15 protein-coding genes, 1 other RNA gene and 1 pseudogene are annotated in these 16,650 nt (G+C 67.2%); 9 read left to right on the plus strand and 8 right to left on the minus strand.

Features of this window, described 5'->3' with window-relative positions; translation table 11 throughout:
- Positions 1 to 69 precede the first annotated feature (69 nt).
- The 3 genes from ahcY to OVA11_RS04280 all read right to left on the minus strand — a co-directional run bounded on the left by ahcY (position 70) and on the right by OVA11_RS04280 (position 3,182).
- Positions 70 to 1,461 (minus strand): adenosylhomocysteinase, encoded by a 1,392-nt coding sequence (gene ahcY, locus OVA11_RS04270; RefSeq protein WP_268066322.1) that lies wholly within the window; start codon positions 1,459 to 1,461, stop codon positions 70 to 72.
- Between the two features lie 327 nt (positions 1,462 to 1,788).
- Entirely contained in the window at positions 1,789 to 2,499 is a 711-nt protein-coding gene (locus OVA11_RS04275; protein ID WP_268066323.1) for a hypothetical protein, read from the minus strand.
- On the minus strand, positions 2,496 to 3,182 hold the full coding sequence (locus OVA11_RS04280) for a glutathione S-transferase family protein (RefSeq protein ID WP_268066324.1): 687 nt from the start codon (positions 3,180 to 3,182) through the stop codon (positions 2,496 to 2,498). Before OVA11_RS04280 ends, OVA11_RS04275 begins: the two co-directional genes overlap by 4 nt.
- A gap of 135 nt (positions 3,183 to 3,317) precedes the next feature.
- Between OVA11_RS04280 and OVA11_RS04285 the strand changes: the two genes are divergently transcribed.
- Both OVA11_RS04285 and OVA11_RS04290 read left to right on the plus strand, forming a co-directional pair.
- Positions 3,318 to 4,361 carry a ribonucleotide-diphosphate reductase subunit beta gene (locus tag OVA11_RS04285; RefSeq protein WP_268066325.1) on the plus strand — a complete coding sequence of 348 codons (1,044 nt, stop codon included), beginning with the start codon at positions 3,318 to 3,320 and terminating at the stop codon, positions 4,359 to 4,361.
- Positions 4,362 to 4,521: 160 nt separating this feature from the next.
- Positions 4,522 to 5,394: a 2-dehydropantoate 2-reductase gene (locus tag OVA11_RS04290; protein ID WP_268066326.1), complete on the plus strand. Its 873-nt coding sequence runs from the start codon at positions 4,522 to 4,524 to the stop codon at positions 5,392 to 5,394.
- 21 nt (positions 5,395 to 5,415) lie between these two features.
- On the opposite strand, the gene OVA11_RS04295 is transcribed toward OVA11_RS04290, so the two are convergent.
- Together OVA11_RS04295 and OVA11_RS04300 are read right to left on the minus strand one after the other, a co-directional pair.
- Positions 5,416 to 5,859 (minus strand): DUF6491 family protein, encoded by a 444-nt coding sequence (locus tag OVA11_RS04295; RefSeq protein ID WP_268066327.1) that lies wholly within the window; start codon positions 5,857 to 5,859, stop codon positions 5,416 to 5,418.
- A 146-nt stretch (positions 5,860 to 6,005) separates the two neighbouring features.
- Complete coding sequence (locus OVA11_RS04300; RefSeq protein WP_268066328.1) at positions 6,006 to 7,259, minus strand: dicarboxylate/amino acid:cation symporter; 1,254 nt, start codon at positions 7,257 to 7,259, stop codon at positions 6,006 to 6,008.
- Between the two features lie 380 nt (positions 7,260 to 7,639).
- On the opposite strand from OVA11_RS04300, the gene OVA11_RS04305 reads away from it, so the two are divergent.
- Entirely contained in the window at positions 7,640 to 9,094 is a 1,455-nt protein-coding gene (locus OVA11_RS04305; RefSeq protein ID WP_268066329.1) for an AMP nucleosidase, read from the plus strand.
- 152 nt (positions 9,095 to 9,246) lie between these two features.
- Here OVA11_RS04305 and OVA11_RS04310 read toward each other — a convergent pair whose 3' ends face one another.
- Together OVA11_RS04310 and nudC are read right to left on the minus strand one after the other, a co-directional pair.
- On the minus strand, positions 9,247 to 10,485 hold the full coding sequence (locus OVA11_RS04310; RefSeq protein WP_268066330.1) for an acetyl-CoA C-acetyltransferase: 1,239 nt from the start codon (positions 10,483 to 10,485) through the stop codon (positions 9,247 to 9,249).
- 93 nt (positions 10,486 to 10,578) lie between these two features.
- Positions 10,579 to 11,520, minus strand: a complete 942-nt coding sequence (gene nudC, locus OVA11_RS04315; RefSeq protein ID WP_268066331.1) for an NAD(+) diphosphatase — start codon at positions 11,518 to 11,520, stop codon at positions 10,579 to 10,581.
- A 75-nt stretch (positions 11,521 to 11,595) separates the two neighbouring features.
- Between nudC and ffs the strand changes: the two genes are divergently transcribed.
- The 3 genes from ffs to OVA11_RS04330 all read left to right on the plus strand — a co-directional run bounded on the left by ffs (position 11,596) and on the right by OVA11_RS04330 (position 14,051).
- Positions 11,596 to 11,687: signal recognition particle sRNA small type (gene ffs, locus OVA11_RS04320), an RNA gene on the plus strand.
- Positions 11,688 to 11,777: 90 nt separating this feature from the next.
- Positions 11,778 to 13,604, plus strand: a complete 1,827-nt coding sequence (locus OVA11_RS04325; protein WP_268066332.1) for a DNA polymerase III subunit gamma/tau — start codon at positions 11,778 to 11,780, stop codon at positions 13,602 to 13,604.
- Between the two features lie 117 nt (positions 13,605 to 13,721).
- Positions 13,722 to 14,051 (plus strand): YbaB/EbfC family nucleoid-associated protein, encoded by a 330-nt coding sequence (locus OVA11_RS04330; protein ID WP_268066333.1) that lies wholly within the window; start codon positions 13,722 to 13,724, stop codon positions 14,049 to 14,051.
- Between the two features lie 15 nt (positions 14,052 to 14,066).
- Here OVA11_RS04330 and OVA11_RS19770 read toward each other — a convergent pair.
- A pseudogene (locus OVA11_RS19770) lies at positions 14,067 to 14,153 on the minus strand (hypothetical protein); the annotation flags it as partial.
- 24 nt (positions 14,154 to 14,177) lie between these two features.
- Here OVA11_RS19770 and recR point away from each other — a divergent pair.
- Genes recR through def form a run of 3 tightly spaced genes read left to right on the plus strand, consistent with a single transcriptional unit; the run spans position 14,178 to position 16,648 of the window.
- Positions 14,178 to 14,780, plus strand: coding sequence for a recombination mediator RecR (gene recR / locus OVA11_RS04335; RefSeq protein ID WP_268066334.1), 603 nt, complete (start codon positions 14,178 to 14,180; stop codon positions 14,778 to 14,780).
- Between the two features lie 39 nt (positions 14,781 to 14,819).
- Positions 14,820 to 16,118 (plus strand): DNA recombination protein RmuC, encoded by a 1,299-nt coding sequence (rmuC, locus tag OVA11_RS04340; RefSeq protein WP_268066335.1) that lies wholly within the window; start codon positions 14,820 to 14,822, stop codon positions 16,116 to 16,118.
- Between the two features lie 8 nt (positions 16,119 to 16,126).
- Positions 16,127 to 16,648: a peptide deformylase gene (gene def, locus OVA11_RS04345; protein WP_096032262.1), complete on the plus strand. Its 522-nt coding sequence runs from the start codon at positions 16,127 to 16,129 to the stop codon at positions 16,646 to 16,648.
- Positions 16,649 to 16,650 lie beyond the last annotated feature (2 nt).

Below are 16,650 nucleotides of genomic sequence, written 5' to 3' on the forward strand. Positions count from 1 at the left end.
CACCCCCGCAAAAGAAAAGGCCCGCCAGGCGGCGGGCCTTCCCTATGGGAAATCAGACTTTTTCTGATCCTAGTACCGGTAGTGATCCGGCTTGAACGGGCCGGCTTCCGGAACGCCGATGTAATCGGCCTGGTCCTTGCGCAGCGTGGTCAGCTTCGCGCCCAGCTTTTCCAGGTGCAGGAAGGCGACCTTCTCGTCCAGGTGCTTGGGCAGGGTGTAGACCTGGTTCTCGTACTTGGCCTTGTTGGTCCACAGTTCGATCTGGGCCAGGGTCTGGTTGGTGAACGAGGCCGACATCACGAACGAGGGGTGGCCGGTGGCGTTGCCCAGGTTCACCAGGCGGCCTTCCGACAGCACGATGATCTTCTTGCCGTCCGGGAATTCCACGTGGTGGACCTGCGGCTTGATCTCGTCCCACTTGAAGTTGCGCAGGCCGGCGATCTGAATTTCCGAGTCGAAGTGCCCGATGTTGCAGACGATGGCGTTGTTTTTCATCCGGCGCATGTCGTCGACCGTGATGACGTCCTTGTTGCCGGTGGCGGTGACGAAGATGTCGGCCTTGTCGGCCACGTCGGCCAGGGTCTGGACCTCATAGCCTTCCATCGCCGCCTGCAGGGCGCAGATCGGATCGATCTCGGTGACGATCACGCGGGCGCCGCCTTGGCGCAGCGAGGCGGCCGAGCCCTTGCCAACGTCGCCATAGCCGCAGACCACGGCGACCTTGCCCGACAGCATGACGTCGGTGCCGCGACGGATGGCGTCGACCAGGCTTTCACGGCAGCCATAGAGGTTGTCGAACTTGGACTTGGTGACGCTGTCGTTGACGTTGATGGCCGGGAACGGCAGCTCGCCCTTCTGGGCCATGTGGTACAGGCGGTGAACGCCCGTGGTGGTCTCTTCCGACACGCCGCCGATGGCCGCGCGGATCGCCGAATAGAAGCCCGGCTTTTCGGCCAGGTACTTCTTCATCACGGCGTAGAGGGCTTCTTCTTCCTCGTTCTGCGGGTTGTCGAGGATCGAGGGGTCCTTCTCGGCCTTGGGGCCCAGCACGCAGAGCAGGGTGGCGTCGCCGCCGTCGTCCAGGATCAGGTTCGGATAGCCGCCGTCGTGCCACTCGAAGATCTTGTGGGCGTATTCCCAGTACTCGACCAGGTTCTCGCCCTTGAAGGCGAAGACCGGGATGCCGGCGGCGGCGATGGCGGCCGCGGCGTGGTCCTGGGTCGAGAAGATGTTGCACGAGGCCCAGCGGACCTCAGCGCCCAGGGCCGTCAGCGTCTCGATCAGCACGGCGGTCTGGATGGTCATGTGCAGGCTGCCGGCGATGCGGGCGCCCTTGAGGATCTGCTGGGGACCGTACTCGGCGCGCGTGGCCATCAGGCCCGGCATTTCGGTCTCGGCGATGGCGATTTCCTTGCGGCCGAAATCGGCGAGCGAGATGTCCTTGACGATATAGTCAGCCACGGTCGGCTCCTGCGGTCGGATGGGGATTTTGCCGACCTTATACGCGCGAGACCCCTTCCGAGCAATTAACGCATAAAGATATCTTTATGTCAGGGGGTGTGGGCGACCGTTGGCCTCGGGTGGACGTCTACTTTTCGCCCTCGAGAAGGAGCTGTCCCTACATCTCACGGCGAGACGATCGCAGGGCTGAGCAGGTCACTCAAGGACCGCCCTACGGGCGGCCGCCGCGCGGCGACGCGCGAGCGTCGTCCTTGACTGACCTGATCAACCCTGCACGCTGCAGCCTCCAAGAGATTTAAGGATCGCACCCGACCGGGGCGGTCGGGGCTAGAGGGCGTCCAGGGCTTGCGGGACCAGCCAAGCCTCGTCTTGCCCGAAAGCTAGAACGCTTCGACGAAGTTGGGCGATGGTTTCGTCGCTCAACAGCCAAGCACGTGTCCGGGACCGTTCAGGGTTGGGGACATCCGTCCAGAACGGCGGAGCCGCTTCGCCATCCTGCTCCGCCGATCGCCAGTCAATGACGAATGAGGCGAGGCCTTGCGCGGCGGCCAAGCTTTCGCTCACGCGCCACGCCTGACGAGCCTCTTCCGTGGCGCCGCCGATCAGGGCAATTCCGGCCAGCCAATCGTGAGGATCTTGGATCTGAATCTCAAGCGTCCAGGAGAAGGCGGCGGTGAAGACAGCGCTCACGGCGGTTTGCTGATGCGCTGGCCAGGTCCGCCAGCCCGCCATCTCCAAACGCGAAGCGATGGCGACGGGGGCTGCCCCCATCCAGCTTGGGTCGTTGACGGCGAGCTCAAGAATTCGAGGGAGGAAATGCTGATAGTCCCTACCTGTACCAACGGTGGTGATGGCCCAACCAGCGTAAGGACCGATGTCAGCATTCGCGATAGCCGCAAGGGGGCGACCGGTCAGCATACGATGAATCGCCTCGGCATCCCTTGGCGGTGAAGCCTCAAGCGTCTTGGGGGCCGGCGCATCGGCGAAGACGCGATAGGCGGATTCCAACGCTTTGATCAGGTCCGATGAAAGGATCACCCCTGCTGCCCCAACCGCTCCCACCCGTCGAAGAACGGGAACCGCTCCGCCCAGAACGCCTCCAGCCTCGGGTCCGCATCCACCCGCCGCACGGCCTGCGCCATTCTCGGCGCGGCCTCGTAGAACCGCACCCGCCGGGGCCCCCAGCGGCTGACGACCGCGACATAGAGATCAAGCACGCCCAGCGTGTCGCCCAGCAGGTAGGGGCCGCTGTGACGGTCCATCAGCGGCGCGACCTGGCTTTCCATCATCGCCCAGCAGTCGGCGATCCGCTCGGCCGTCGCGGCCTTGATCCGCGCCTGCACCTCGGGGTCGGGCCCGCCCAGGCGCGCGGGCTCGTCGCGCACCCAGAACAGCGAATAGATCGAGGCCGGGATGAAGGTCATCCAGCGCAGGAACTGAGCCCGCATCGGATCGTCGATCGCGGGGCCGAGCTTCGCTTCTGGATAGCGGTCGGCCAGCCAGATCAGGATGGCGGCGCTTTCGGTGATCGTCTCGCCGTCGGGGGTGACCAGGGCCGGGATCTGCTTGAGCGGATTGACCGTCGCCACCTTGGCCTGCTCGACCTCGCCCTCCCAGGTCGGGGCCTCGATGATGTCGTAGGGCAGGCCGATCAGCGTCATGGCCGCCTCGATGGGCACGCCGCCCGATCCGAGGGCGCTGAACAGGCGATAGGCGGCCATGGCGACTCCGGGGTTATCCACACCCGCTCACAACATCTTGTGGGGGTGCGACGCTGGCGCCACTAGATGAACCGAGCGGCTTTGGTAGGGTAAGGCATCCTATCGCGTCCGCTCGATTCTGCCCGAGGCTCTGTCATGTCCGCTCCGTCATCGCTGATCCTGCCTGGCCTTATGACCCCCTCGGGCGGCTACAAGCCGTTCCGCTATCCGTGGGCCTATGACTTCTGGAAGAAGCAGCAGCAGGTCCACTGGATGCCCGAAGAGGTGCCGCTGGGCGAGGACCTCAAGGACTGGGCCGTCAAGCTGAACGACAAGGAACGGAACCTGCTGACGCAGATCTTCCGCTTCTTCACCCAGTCCGACGTCGAGGTGCAGGACAACTACATGGAGCGCTACGGTCGGGTCTTTAAGCCGACCGAAGTGAAGATGATGCTGGCCTCGTTCGCGAACATGGAGACGATCCATATCGCGGCCTACGCCCTGCTGCTCGAGACCATCGGCATGCCCGAGACCGAGTTCTCGGCGTTCATGGAATACGAGGCCATGAAGGCCAAGCATGACTACATGCAGACCTTCGGCGTCGACTCGAACGCCGACATCTGCCGGACGCTCGCCATGTTCGGCGGCTTCACCGAAGGCCTGCAGCTGTTCGCCTCGTTCGCGATGCTGATGAACTTCCCGCGCTTCAACAAGATGAAGGGCATGGGCCAGATCGTCTCGTGGTCGATCCGCGACGAGAGCCTGCACTGCGACGGCATCATCAAGCTGTACCACGCCTTCAACAAGGAAACCGGCGCGGTGACCAAGGCCGTGGCCGACGACATCGTCGACTGCTGCAAGACCGTGGTCGGCATGGAAGACAACTTCATCGACCTGGCCTTCGAGGCCGGCGACATCCAGGGCATGACGCCCGACGACATCAAGGCCTATATCCGCTTCGTCGCCGACTGGCGCCTGCGCCAGCTGCACCTGCCCGAGGTGTACGGCGTGAAGGAAAACCCGCTGCCCTGGCTGCAGTCGCTGCTGTCGGGCGTCGAGCACGCCAACTTCTTCGAGGCCCGCGCCACCGAATACTCCAAGGCCGCGACCAAGGGCCAGTGGCACGGTTCGGACGGCGTCTGGACCAGCTTCGACGAGATGATGAAGAAGCGCTCGGCTGAGGCGATCCCGGCGGAGTAGTCCCTGATGTCCTTCTCCCCCTCGCGGGAGAAGGTATCATCCGAAGGATGACGGATGGGGGGTTCACGGCGCCGCCCGCGCGACCCCTCACCTGACCCGGCTATCGCCGGGCCACCCTCTCCCGCAAGGGGAGAGGGTTTTGTTTCGAGCGGAGCACCTAATGACCAGTATCGCCGTGATCGGCCCCGGGGCCGTCGGTGGAACGCTCGCCGCCTGGCTGGCCCAGAATCCTGACCATGCGGTCACCGTCTGCGTTCGCACGCCCTTCGGGACCCTGGCGGTCGAGACGCCGGAAGGGCCGATCTCGGCGACCCCGCGCGTGGCGACCTCGCCGGAGAGTCTCGCGCCCGTCGACTGGGTGCTGGTGACGACCAAGACTTACGACACCGACGCGACCTGGAGCTGGCTGGACGCCCTGGTGGGGCCGCAGACCCGCGTGGCCATCCTGCGCAACGGCGTCGAGCACGTGGAGCCGTTCGTGGGCAAGATCGCCGCCGAGCGGCTGGTTCCGGCGGTGGTCGACATCCCGGCCGAGCGCTCGGCGCCGGGGCGGATGCTGCAGCGGCGCAACGGCTGGATCAAGGTTCCGGCCGGCGCGGCCGGCGAGGCCTTCGCAGGCCTCTTCGCCCACACGCCGATCGAGTTGCACGTCGTCGATGACTTCGTCACCGAGGCCTGGAAGAAGCTGGCGCTCAACTGCGCCGGTGCGGTCAACGCTCTGGTGCTCAAGCCCGCCGGGATCGCCCAGGACGAGGGCGCGGCGCAGGTCATGCGCAGCCTCGTGCGCGAGTGCCTGGCCGTCGGCCGGGCCGAGGGAGCGGATCTTTCGGACGATCTGCCCGACCAGGTGATCGCCGGCTATCGCGCCGCCGATCCGGGCTCGGTCAACTCGCTGCACGCCGACCGCGCGGCGGGACGGGCCATGGAGCTGGACGCCCGCAACGGCGTCATCGTCCGCCGGGGCGCCGTCCATGGGATCGCCACGCCGGCCAACGCCATGGTGGTGGCGCTGCTGAACGCGGCGGCGCTGTAGGGCGCGCGCGCCGCCGAGGCTTTACGGCCGGTGGTTCTTCGGCAGGGCCTTGATCTCTTCCGGCGTCAGCTTGGTGATGGTCTTGGCGCGGATCGGCAGGGGCATGCCAAAGCCGTCCGAGACCCGCAGGTCCAGATCCAGCGGATGGCAGACGCTGTCGGGGCCGCGCACCACCGAGACCAGATGCGTGCCGGGCCAGGTCAGCTGGTTGGAGCCATAGGCCAGGTCGACGCGATAGACGTCGCGACCGCGCACCTTCATGTACAGGGTGTTCTTGTCCGGCGCGCTCCAGCCGCGCCAGTCCGACAGGTAGAAGCACTGTCGCGCCGGCTTACCGTCCTTGGCGGGAGCCTTGGCGGCGGCGGGTGGTCCGGCGGGGGCCTGGGCCAGGGCGGCCGAAGCCGAGAAGCCCGCAATGGCCAGCCCGATCAGCGCGCCGCGCGCGATGGGGGAGATCTTGCTCATGACGTCGTCCTCATAGTCCCTCGCTAGATGAGATTGGGCCACTTCCGGATCTTGTCAAGTTTTTACTGTACATTTGAAGCTGGACACGAAAAAGCCCGCCCCGCCGAGGCGGAGCGGGCGATTTCAAGCGGCCGGGATCGCGGGGATCAGGCCTTGGCGGCTTCCCCTTCGGGCGGGATGTCGTCCAGCTCACCCTCCCATTTGGCCACGACCGCAGCGGCGACGCTGTTGCCGACGACGTTGGTGGCGCTGCGGCCCATGTCCAGCAGATGATCGACGCCCAGCACCAGCGCGATCCAGGCCTCCGGCAGGCCGAAATAGGTCAGGGTGGCCATGATCACCACCAGCGAGGCGCGCGGCACCCCGGCGATACCCTTGGAGGTCACCATCAGCAGCAGCAGCATGAAGATCTGCTGCTGGACCGTCAGCTCGACGCCGTGCGCCTGGACGATGAACATCGTGGCGAAGGTGCAGTACAGCATCGAGCCGTCGAGGTTGAACGAGTAGCCCAGCGGCAGCACGAACGACACGATCCGGCGGCGCACGCCCACCTTGGGCAGGCTGTCGAGAATGCGCGGATAGGCCGCTTCCGAGCTCGCGGTCGAGAAAGCCAGCAGGACGGGGTCGCGGATGACGCCGAACAGCGGGATCACCCGCTTGCCCAGCACCAGCAGGCCGGCGAGGAACAGCAGCGCCCACAGCACGCCCATCGCCGAATAGAAGCCCAGCACGAACTTGCCATAGGTGGCCAGCATGCCCAGGCCCTGGGTGGCGATGGTCGAGGCCAGGGCCGCGAAGATGGCCAGCGGGGCCAGCTTCATCACAAAGCCGGTGACCTTCAGCATGATCTGGGCGGCCTGCTCGACCAGTTCCAGAATCTGCGGGGCCTTGTCGTCCAGCGCCGCCACGGCGGTGCCGACGAACAGCGAGAACACCACGATCTGCAGGATCTCGTTCTTGGCCATGGCGTCGAAGATCGAGGTCGGCACCAGGTGGGTGATGAAGCCCTTCAGGGTGAAGGCGTCGGTCGAGGCCGAGGTCTTCATCGCCACATCGACATGGGCCATGTTCAGGCCCGCGCCCGGATCCAGCAGGTGGACCATCAGAAGCCCCAGCACCAGCGACACCGCCGAGGCGCCGATGAACCAGGTCATGGTCTTGGCGCCGATCCGGCCGACTGCGGCGGCGTCTTCCATGTGCGCGACGCCGGCCACCAGAGTCGTGAAGACCAGCGGGGCGATGATCATCTTGATCAGACGCAGGAAGATATCGGTGATGATCGACAGGTTATCCGCGGCCGACTTGGCGCCGGCCGGGTCAAGAAACTGATTGCAGGTCCAACCGACCAGCACCCCCAGGATCATCGAGCCGATGATCAGATAGGCGAAGCGTTTATTCATCTAGTCCCCCTGGCGCCTCACTTGGGCGTCGACGGCTTGTTCTGGTTGTCGGAAGGAACGACGCGCGAGAACGCCCGCGCCGCCATTGGCTCCTTCGTTGAGCATTTCAGCCCTTGTGGCCGACGCAAGCGGGTTCGTCCATGCTCTTAACGCGCCGAGCCATGATTGGAGGCGTCAACGCCGCGTCGAGGTCATCAGCCGTCCAAGCGTCGAGCGATCCGTGGCGCGGGTCATCTGGTCGCCCCCAAGCTCCCAACGATCAGCGCATAAGGCGGCGCACACAGAGGAGGTCGGCAGTCGGGAGTTCATCAAGTAATAATTTTATTATTTGCGTCGCCCGACCGTCTCGCCAAGTTCGCAAAACGTCGCTATAAGGCGCCATGTCAAACCAAGAAAAAGCAATCGCCGTCGTCGAACGGCTCAATGACGAATACGAACGCGCCGTCGGCGCTCTGCGCGACGCGCTCCGCGCCTATCTCGAAGATGGAACCCGCCCGGATCCGGCCGCCCGCTTCGACGGGACCTTCGCCTATCCCGAGCTGCGCCTGACCTACGACCCCGAAGCGCTGCCGCCGAAACTGGCCCGCTCCTACGCCCGCGTCAGCCGTCCGGGCGTCTATGCGACGACGGTCACCCGGCCCGCCCAGTTCCGCGACTATCTGGTCGAGCAGCTGACGCTCCTGATGGACGACTTCGAGGTCGAGATCGAGATCGACCGCTCGCGCCAGGAAATCCCTTATCCGTATGTGCTGGACGCCACGATCGACCTGAACCAGGCCGACGTGCGCAGCGAGGACATCGCCCGCTTCTTCCCGACCACGGACCTGGCCTTCATCGGCGACGAGATCGCCGACGGCCTCTGGAACTCGGTGCTGGAGGATAATCATCCGCTGTCGCTGTTCGACGGCCTGCGCACCGACTTCTCGCTGGCGCGGCTCAAGCATTACACCGGCGCCCCGTCCGAGGACGTGCAGCAGTTCATCCTGTTCACGAACTACAACCGCTATGTCGACGAGTTCGTCCGCTGGGGTATCGAGCAGCTGAAGCTGCCGGACAGCCCCTACACCGCGCTGTCGTGCGCAGGCGGCCTGACCATCACCGCCAACACGGTCAATCCAGAGCTGGCGGTGGCGGAGTCGACCTGGCGCAAGCACCAGATGCCGGCCTACCACCTGATGGCCCCGGGCGGCTCGGGGGTGACCCTGGTCAATATCGGCGTCGGCCCCTCCAACGCCAAGACGATTTGCGATCACCTGGCGGTGCTGCGTCCGCAAGCCTGGCTGATGATCGGTCACTGCGGCGGCCTGCGCGACACCCAGACCATCGGCGACTACGTCCTGGCCCATGCCTATCTGCGCGACGACCACGTGCTGGACGCGGTGCTGCCGCCCGAAATCCCGGTGCCGTCGATCGCCGAGGTGCAGCGCGCCCTCTACGACGCGGCCAAGGCGATCAGCGGTGACAGCGGCGACCAGTTGAAGAAGCGCCTGCGCACGGGCACGGTCGTCACCACCGACGACCGCAACTGGGAACTGCGCCACAGCCTCTCGGCCCTGCGCTTCAACCAGAGCCGCGCGGTGGCGATCGACATGGAGAGCGCCACGATCTCGGCCCAGGGCTACCGCTTCCGGGTGCCGTACGGGACGCTGCTGTGCGTGTCGGACAAGCCGCTGCACGGCGAGATCAAGCTGCCCGGCCAGGCCAACGCCTTCTACGAGCGGGCGATCAGCCAGCACCTGCAGATCGGCATCCTGGCCTGCAAGCTGCTGTACGCCGAAGGCCCGAACCTGCACTCACGCAAGCTCCGCGCCTTCGACGAGCCGCCGTTCCGGTAAGGCTCTAAAGCGCCCCCTCCGTCACGATGCGTGTAAGCATCGCGACACCTCCCCCGCTTCGCGGGTGAGGAGGACTAACTCCTCCCCCGTAGAACGGGGGAGGTGGATCGGCGCGAAGCGACGAGACGGAGGGGGCGCTACGTCGCCGCCCCCTACACCCGCTCGATGATGATCGCCGGGGCCATGCCGCCGGCGGCGCACATGGTCACCAGGCCGCGCTTGAGGTCGCGGCGTTCCAGCTCGTCGAGGATCGTGCCGATCAGGATCGAGCCGGTCGCGCCGATCGGGTGGCCCAGGGCCATGGCGCCGCCGTTCACATTGACCTTGTCGCGATCGAGCTTCAGGTCGCGAATGAACTTCTCGGCGACGACTGCGAAGGCCTCGTTGATTTCCCACAGATCGATGTCGTCGACGGTCAGGCCGGCCTTGGCCAGGGCCTTGCGCGCGGCCGGGACCGGGGCGTTCAGCATCAGGGTCGGGCTGTCGCCGACATTGGCCATGGCGATGACCTTGGCCCGCGGCTTGAGGCCGTTGCGCTGGGCGTAGGCCGGCGAGGCCAGCAGCACCGCCGCCGCGCCGTCCACCACGCCCGACGAGTTGCCCGCGTGGTGCATGTGCTGGATCTTCAGGTCCGGATAGACCTTGCGGATCAGCCCGCCATAGGTGTTGCCCGCCTCGTCAACCGGGATCTCGGCCAGGGCCGCGAACGAGGCCTTCAGGCTGGCCAGCCCTTCGGCGGTGGTCTGCGGACGCGGGAACTCCTCGTGGTCCAGCGCCACCGAGCCGTCGTCGCGCAGCACCGGGATCAGGCTCTTGTCGAAGTGACCGCCTTTGATGGCGAGATCGGCGCGGCGCTGGCTCTCCAGGGCCAGGGCGTCGACATCGGCGCGGGTGATCCCCTCCAGCGTGGCGATGGCGTCGGCGCAGACGCCCTGGTGCGACTGCGGATGACGGGCGCGCAGGCGCAGGTTGCCGCTGTCCAGCATCGGCGGCGCGGTCGGGTTCGCGGTGGCCGAGGTGTAGGACATCATCTCGGTCCCGCCGGCGATGACCAGGTCCTCCATGCCAGACATGATCGAGGCCGCCGCCAGGTTCACCGTGGTGATGCCCGAGCCGCAGAAGCGGTCCAGGGTCACGCCGCTGGCGCGGACGTCATAGCCGGCGTCCAGCGCCGCCATCCGACCAAGGTCCCCCGCCTGCGACCCGCGCTGGCTGGAGGTGCCCCAGATGATGTCGTCGACTTCAGCGGTGTTGAGGCCGTTACGCTCGGCCAGGGCCTTCAGGACCGTGGCGGCCAGGTGCTGCGGGTGAAAGTCGGCCAGGGCTCCCTTGCCGACCTTGCCGATGCCGCGCGGGGTGCGGCAGGCGTCGATGATGTAGGCTTCGGCCATTGGGCCCTCCCATGTTCAGTTCACATCGCCGGTCTTGCTGGCCGGGCTCGATGCGAACTGAACGGGAGGCGCCGCTGGGGCAGTCCAGAGGTTTTACGCCTCCTCGGCCCAGGCCTTGATCAGCTGGTGGGCGATGGCCAGGGGCGGCGGGGCGAAGAGGCCCTCGAGCTCGCCCTTGATCAGCTGCCGGGCTTCCTCGCGGGTGAACCAGCGGACTTCCTCAAGCTCGGTCTGGTCCGGCGCGGCTTCGTCGCTGTCGACCTCGGCGATCAGGCCCATCATCAGCGAGCTGGGCCAAGGCCAGGGCTGGCTGGAGTGATAGCGCACGGCCGTCGCCTTGAGGCCGGCCTCCTCCTGCAGCTCGCGGGCGCAGGCCTCCTCGATGGTCTCGCCGGGCTCAATGAAGCCGGCCAGGGCCGAGAACATGCCCTTGGGCCACATCGCCTGGCGGCCCAGCAGGCACTTGCCGTCATGGATCGCCAGCATGATCGCCACCGGATCGGTGCGCGGGAAGTGTTCAGCGTCGCAGGACGGGCAGACCCGCTTCCAGCCCCCGTCCGAGACCTCGGTCTTCTGGCCGCAGGCGCTGCACCAGCGATGGCGACGGCGCCACTCGAACATGGACTTGGCGGTGGCCAGGATGCCGGCGTCGGCCGGCGGCATGGAGGCGGCCGCGCCGCGCAGCTCTTCGAAACGACCCAGGCCCTGCAGGGGACCTTCGGCCGGATCGGCCGCGCCCTCGATGTCCACGGCGAACACCGCGATATCTTTCCAGAGGCCCAGATACAGCAGCTTCTCGCTCCCGCCGGCCAGGTCCTGGGCCATGTCGGCTCGGAGATAGGCGATCTGCACGCCCGTGGGCTTGCCGTCCTCGCCGAGGATCTCCTCGACCAGCGGCTTGCCGTTCCACAGCGCGACAGCCAGCGACTCGGGATCGGCCAGCTTTTCGGCGAGGAAGGCTTCGTCGCCGCGCCGCTCGCTGTCACGGTCCAGGGGGTTGCCGGCGAAGGTGTTGGTGATGATCGAAAGAGGCATGCGCCACTCTGTAGCGTGAGCGGAATGACTCGTCAGCCTTGCATCCTGCGCGATGAGTCGCGATATAGGCCTCGGAGATCGGCGCGGACGGAGTCCTCGCCAACCTGGTCAGGGCCGAGAGGCAGCAGCCACAACGAGATCACCTCTGGGTCGTCTGCCGGTCTCCACCTCATTTTCCTCGAAATTCTGTCAGCAGATGCGCGCGCACTTGGGCGCGAGGCTTTTGCTGCGCCCTCCGCCCCACTACACTCTGCGCCATGGCCGACCACGACGACCTCTCGCCTGATTCCGCGCCGCCGTGGGACGAGGCGCCCGCCGAGCGGGACGAGAACACCGCCGACATCTTCGGCGATGCGCCGGCGCCGGTCGCCGAGGCGCGCCCCGTGGTCGAAACCCCGTCCGAGGGCGAGAAGGGCGACGCCTATACGGTTCTGGCGCGCAAGTACCGTCCGCGCACCTTCGAGGACCTGATCGGCCAGGAGGCTATGGTCCGCACCCTGGCCAACGCGTTCTCGACCGGCCGCATCGCCCACGCCTTCATGCTCACCGGCGTCCGGGGCGTCGGCAAGACCACGACCGCGCGCCTCCTGGCCCGGGCGCTCAACTACGAGACCGACACGGCGAAGGGCCCCTCGGTCGACCTCACCGTCGAAGGCTATCACTGCCGCTCGATCATCGAGGGGCGGCACATGGACGTGCTGGAACTCGACGCCGCCTCGCGCACCAAGGTCGACGAGATGCGCGAGCTTCTGGACGGGGTGCGCTACGCCCCGGTCGAGGCGCGCTACAAGGTCTACATCATCGACGAAGTGCACATGCTGTCGACGGCGGCGTTCAACGCGCTGCTGAAGACGCTGGAAGAGCCGCCGCCACACGCCAAGTTCATCTTCGCCACCACCGAGATCCGCAAGGTTCCGGTGACGATCCTGTCGCGCTGTCAGCGCTTCGACCTGCGCCGGGTCGAGCCGGACGTGCTGGTCAAGCACTTCGACCGTATCTCGGCCAAGGAAGGCGCGCGGATCGAGATGGATGCGCTGGCCCTGATCGCCCGCGCCGCCGAGGGCTCGGTGCGCGACGGCCTCTCGCTGCTGGACCAGGCCATCGTCCAGACCGAGCGCGGCCAGACGGTCACCTCGACGGTGGTGCGCGACATGCTGGGCCTGGCTGACCGCAGCCAGACCATCGCCCTCTACGAACATGTGATGGCCGGCAAGACCAAGGAGGCGCTGGAAGGTTTCCGCGCCCTGTGGGGCTTCGGGGCCGATCCGGCGGTGGTCATGCTCGATGTGCTGGACCACTGCCACGCCTCGGCGGTGTCCAAGGCGCTGGGGCCTGACGCCCTGTCGATGCCCAAGGAACAGGCCGCGCGCCTGGCCGCCATCGGCGCCCACACTTCGGCCGGAACGCTTTCGCGCCTGTGGCAGATGCTGCTGAAGGCCCATGACGAGGTGCGGCGCGCGCCCGACGCCATGGCCGCGACCGAGATGGCGCTGATCCGCCTCTGCTACGCCGCCGACCTGCCCGGTCCGGAGGAGGCGCTCAAGGCCCTGCGCGACGGCGCGCCTGTGGGTGGTGGCGGCCCGGGCGGTGGCGTTGCGATCGGCGGCGGTGGCGCGGGCGGGGCGACGGCCTCGGCCCAGTCTCCGGTGATGATGGCCGCGCCCGGCGCCCAGGCCATGCCGGTGCTGGCCTCGTTCGACGACGTCATGGCGCTGATCGCCGCCAAGCGCGACATCGGCCTGCGGCTGGACGTCGAGCAGTATGTCCGCCCGATCAATTTCCGCCCCGGCGCGCTCACCTTCGAGGCCGCGCCCGGCGCGCCCGGCAACCTGGCGGGACGCCTGGTTCGCTTCCTGAAGGAACATACCGGTCAGCCGTGGCTGGTGGCGGCCGAAGGCGGCGGCGGGGCCGAAAGCCTGATGGAGCGCCAGAAGCGCGAGGAGCGCGAGGCGCTGGAGGCCATCAAGCAGGACCCCTTCGTGGCCTCGGTGCTGTCGGCCTTCCCGGGCGCCGAGATCGTCGAAATCCGCAAGATCCTCACCCCCGAGACGGCCCCGCTGGAGCCGGACGAGGAAGAGGGCTGACAAAGGAAGCTTTTATCCCGGGCCAGCGCAGCGCAGACCCGGGACCACGGCGAGCGCCGGCGTATCCGGCGGTCCCGGCTTTCGCCGGGATGACAAGTAGGTTTGGAGACCAAGACCATGAAAGACCTCGGCGGCCTGATGAAGCAGGCCCAGGCCATGCAACAGAAGCTTCAGGACGCCCAGGCGCGTCTGGCCGAGAGCACGGTCGAGGGGACCTCGGGCGGCGGCATGGTCACCGTTGTCCTGAAGGGCACGGGCGAGCTGGCCAAGGTGGTGCTGGACGAAAGTCTGATCGAGCCCGGCGAGGGCGAGGTGATCGCTGACCTGATCGTCGCCGCCCACGCCGACGCCAAGAAGAAGCTCGACGCCAAGCAGGCCCAGATGATGCAGGACGCCGCCGGTCCGATGGCGGGCCTGATGGGCGGCCTGCCCGGGATGAAGTTCTGACGCGGTGGAGCCGCCATCCTCGCCCTTCGACAGGCTCAGGGTGAGGATGTCTACTGAGCCGACCCTCCGCCTCACCCTGAGCTTGTCGAAGGGCGAGGCGGGCGCACCGCCTATCCGAAGGACCTGATGGCCGCCTCCGCCGGACCCGAGATCGAGCGCCTGATCGCCCTGCTGTCCAAGCTGCCAGGCCTAGGACCGCGCTCGGGCCGGCGGGCGGCGTTGGCCCTGCTCAAGAAGCGCGACACCTTGCTGGCGCCGCTGGCCACCGCCATGGCTGAAGCCCAGGCCAAGGTTCGCACCTGCGGAACTTGCGGCTCGCTGGACGTCACCGACCCCTGCGCGGTCTGCGCCGACGGCTCCCGCGATGGCCGCTTACTGTGCGTGGTCGAGGAGGTCGGCTCGGTCTGGGCGATGGAGCGCGGCGGCTCGTTCAAGGGGCGCTACCATGTGCTGGGCGGGCTGCTGTCGGCGCTGGACGGGATTGGACCCGAGGCCTTGCGGATCGGCGAGCTGGTCGGCCGGGTTGCGGATGGATCCGTCGCCGAGGTGATCCTCGCCCTGCCGGCCACGGTCGATGGCCAGACGACCGCTCACTACATCGCCGACCGTCTGGCCCAGACCAATGTGCCGGTGACCATGCTGGCGCGCGGCGTGCCTGTCGGCGGCGACCTCGACTGGCTGGACGACGGCACCATCGCCCAGGCCCTGCGCGCGCGTCGCCCGGCCTAGACCCTTCCTGGATCGACAGACTCCGGCTAAGAACGGAGCATGAACTTTTCTGATCCGTTCCTGATCCTGGCTCTCGTCTTCGCCCTGGCCGCCGTGGCGTTCGGCCTATGGGCTGTCAGTGCGCAACGCCGGGCCGCGAAGGCCGAGGCCCAGGCCTGGCTGCTGACCGAACGCCTGACTCAGGCCGAGGAGCGCCATCGCCTGCTGGAGGATCAGAGCGCCACCCAGATCGAGCTGATCAAGGCCCAGGCCGCCCAGAGCGCCAACGCCATCGCCGAGCAGCTGATCAAGCGCGCCGACGAGAACGCCAAGAGCCGCGAGCGCCTGGCCGAGGCCCGGCTGGAGGCCCAGCTCAAGCCGGTCGCCGAGACTCTCGCGAAGTTCGAGGCCCAGGTCACCGCCGTGGAGAAGGCCCGCGCCGAAGAGACCGGCGGCCTCAAGGCCCAGATCACCGCCCTGCTGGAGGCCTCGACCGCCACCCAGGCCGAGGCCCGCAAGCTGTCGGCGGCCCTGCGTCGCGGGGCGGGCGTGCAGGGTCGCTGGGGCGAGCAGACTCTCCGTAACGTGCTTGAGGCTGCGGGCCTCAACAGCCGCTTCGACTTCCAGGAACAGTTCAGCGTCGACAGCGACGAGGGCCGTCGCCGGCCAGACGTCAAGGTGACCCTGCCGGGCGGCGGGGTATTTGTGATCGACGCCAAGTGCTCGCTGAACGCCTTTCTGGAGGCGCAAGAGGCGACCGACGAGGTCCTGCGCGAGGCCGCCATGGCCCGCCACGCCCAGAGCGTGCGCACGCACATGCAGGGGCTGTCGTCCAAGGCCTATTGGGACCAGTTCGCCGGCGAGGGCTCGCCCGACTTCGTGGCCATGTTCGTACCCGGCGACGGCTTCCTGGCCGCCGCCCTGGACCGTCTGCCCGAGCTGATGGCCGAGGCCATGGATCGCCGGGTGGTGCTGGTGACGCCGACAACCCTGTTCGCGCTCTGCAAGGCCGTGGCCTACGGCTGGCGGGCCGAGGACCAGGCCAAGAACGCCGCCCGCATCGTCGAGGTGGGCCGTGAACTCTACAAGCGCGTCTCGGTCATGGGCGCCCACGCCGGCGCCATGGGTAAGGCGCTGGAAAGCGCCGTGGGCAAGTACAACCAGTTCGTCGGCTCGCTGGAGAGCCAGGTCCTGACCCAGGCCCGCCGCTTCGAGGACCTGTCCGTCGACCACGAAGGCAAGAAAATCGACGAGCCCGCCGCGATCGAACAGGGCGTGCGTCCCCTCACGAAGTTGACCGCCGAGCCAGCCGTGGGACAATCCCCCACCTTGACGCTCGGAAATGACACGCCTACCTGACGCTCATCATGGCCATCCGTCGCATCCTTACCGTCGATAACGCCGCCGACCTGGCGACGCTGAAGAAGATCTCCACGCCCGTGGAGGCCGTCACCGATGAGCTGCGCGCTCTGATGGATGACATGCTGGAGACCATGTACGACGCCCCCGGCATCGGCCTGGCCGCCGTGCAGGTCGGCGAACCCGTCCGCGTGATCGTCATGGACCTGGCCCGCGAGGGCGAGGACAAGGCGCCGCGCTACTTCGTGAACCCCGAGATCCTGGCCTCGTCCGAGGACCTGCAGGGCTACGAAGAAGGCTGCCTGTCGGTGCCCGAGTACTATGACGAGGTCGAGCGCCCGGCCAAGGTCACCCTGCGCTACATGAACTACCAGGGCGAAACGGTCGTCGAGGAAGCCGAGGGCCTGTTCGCCGTCTGCATCCAGCACGAGATGGACCACCTGGAAGGCGTGCTCTTCATCGACCACCTCTCGCGCCTGCGCCGCGACCGCGCCATGGCCAAGGTCAAGAAGGCGCGTCGGGCGGCTTAGGC

It is taken from the genome of Caulobacter sp. SL161 (genome assembly GCF_026672375.1).
Lineage (GTDB): Bacteria > Pseudomonadota > Alphaproteobacteria > Caulobacterales > Caulobacteraceae > Caulobacter.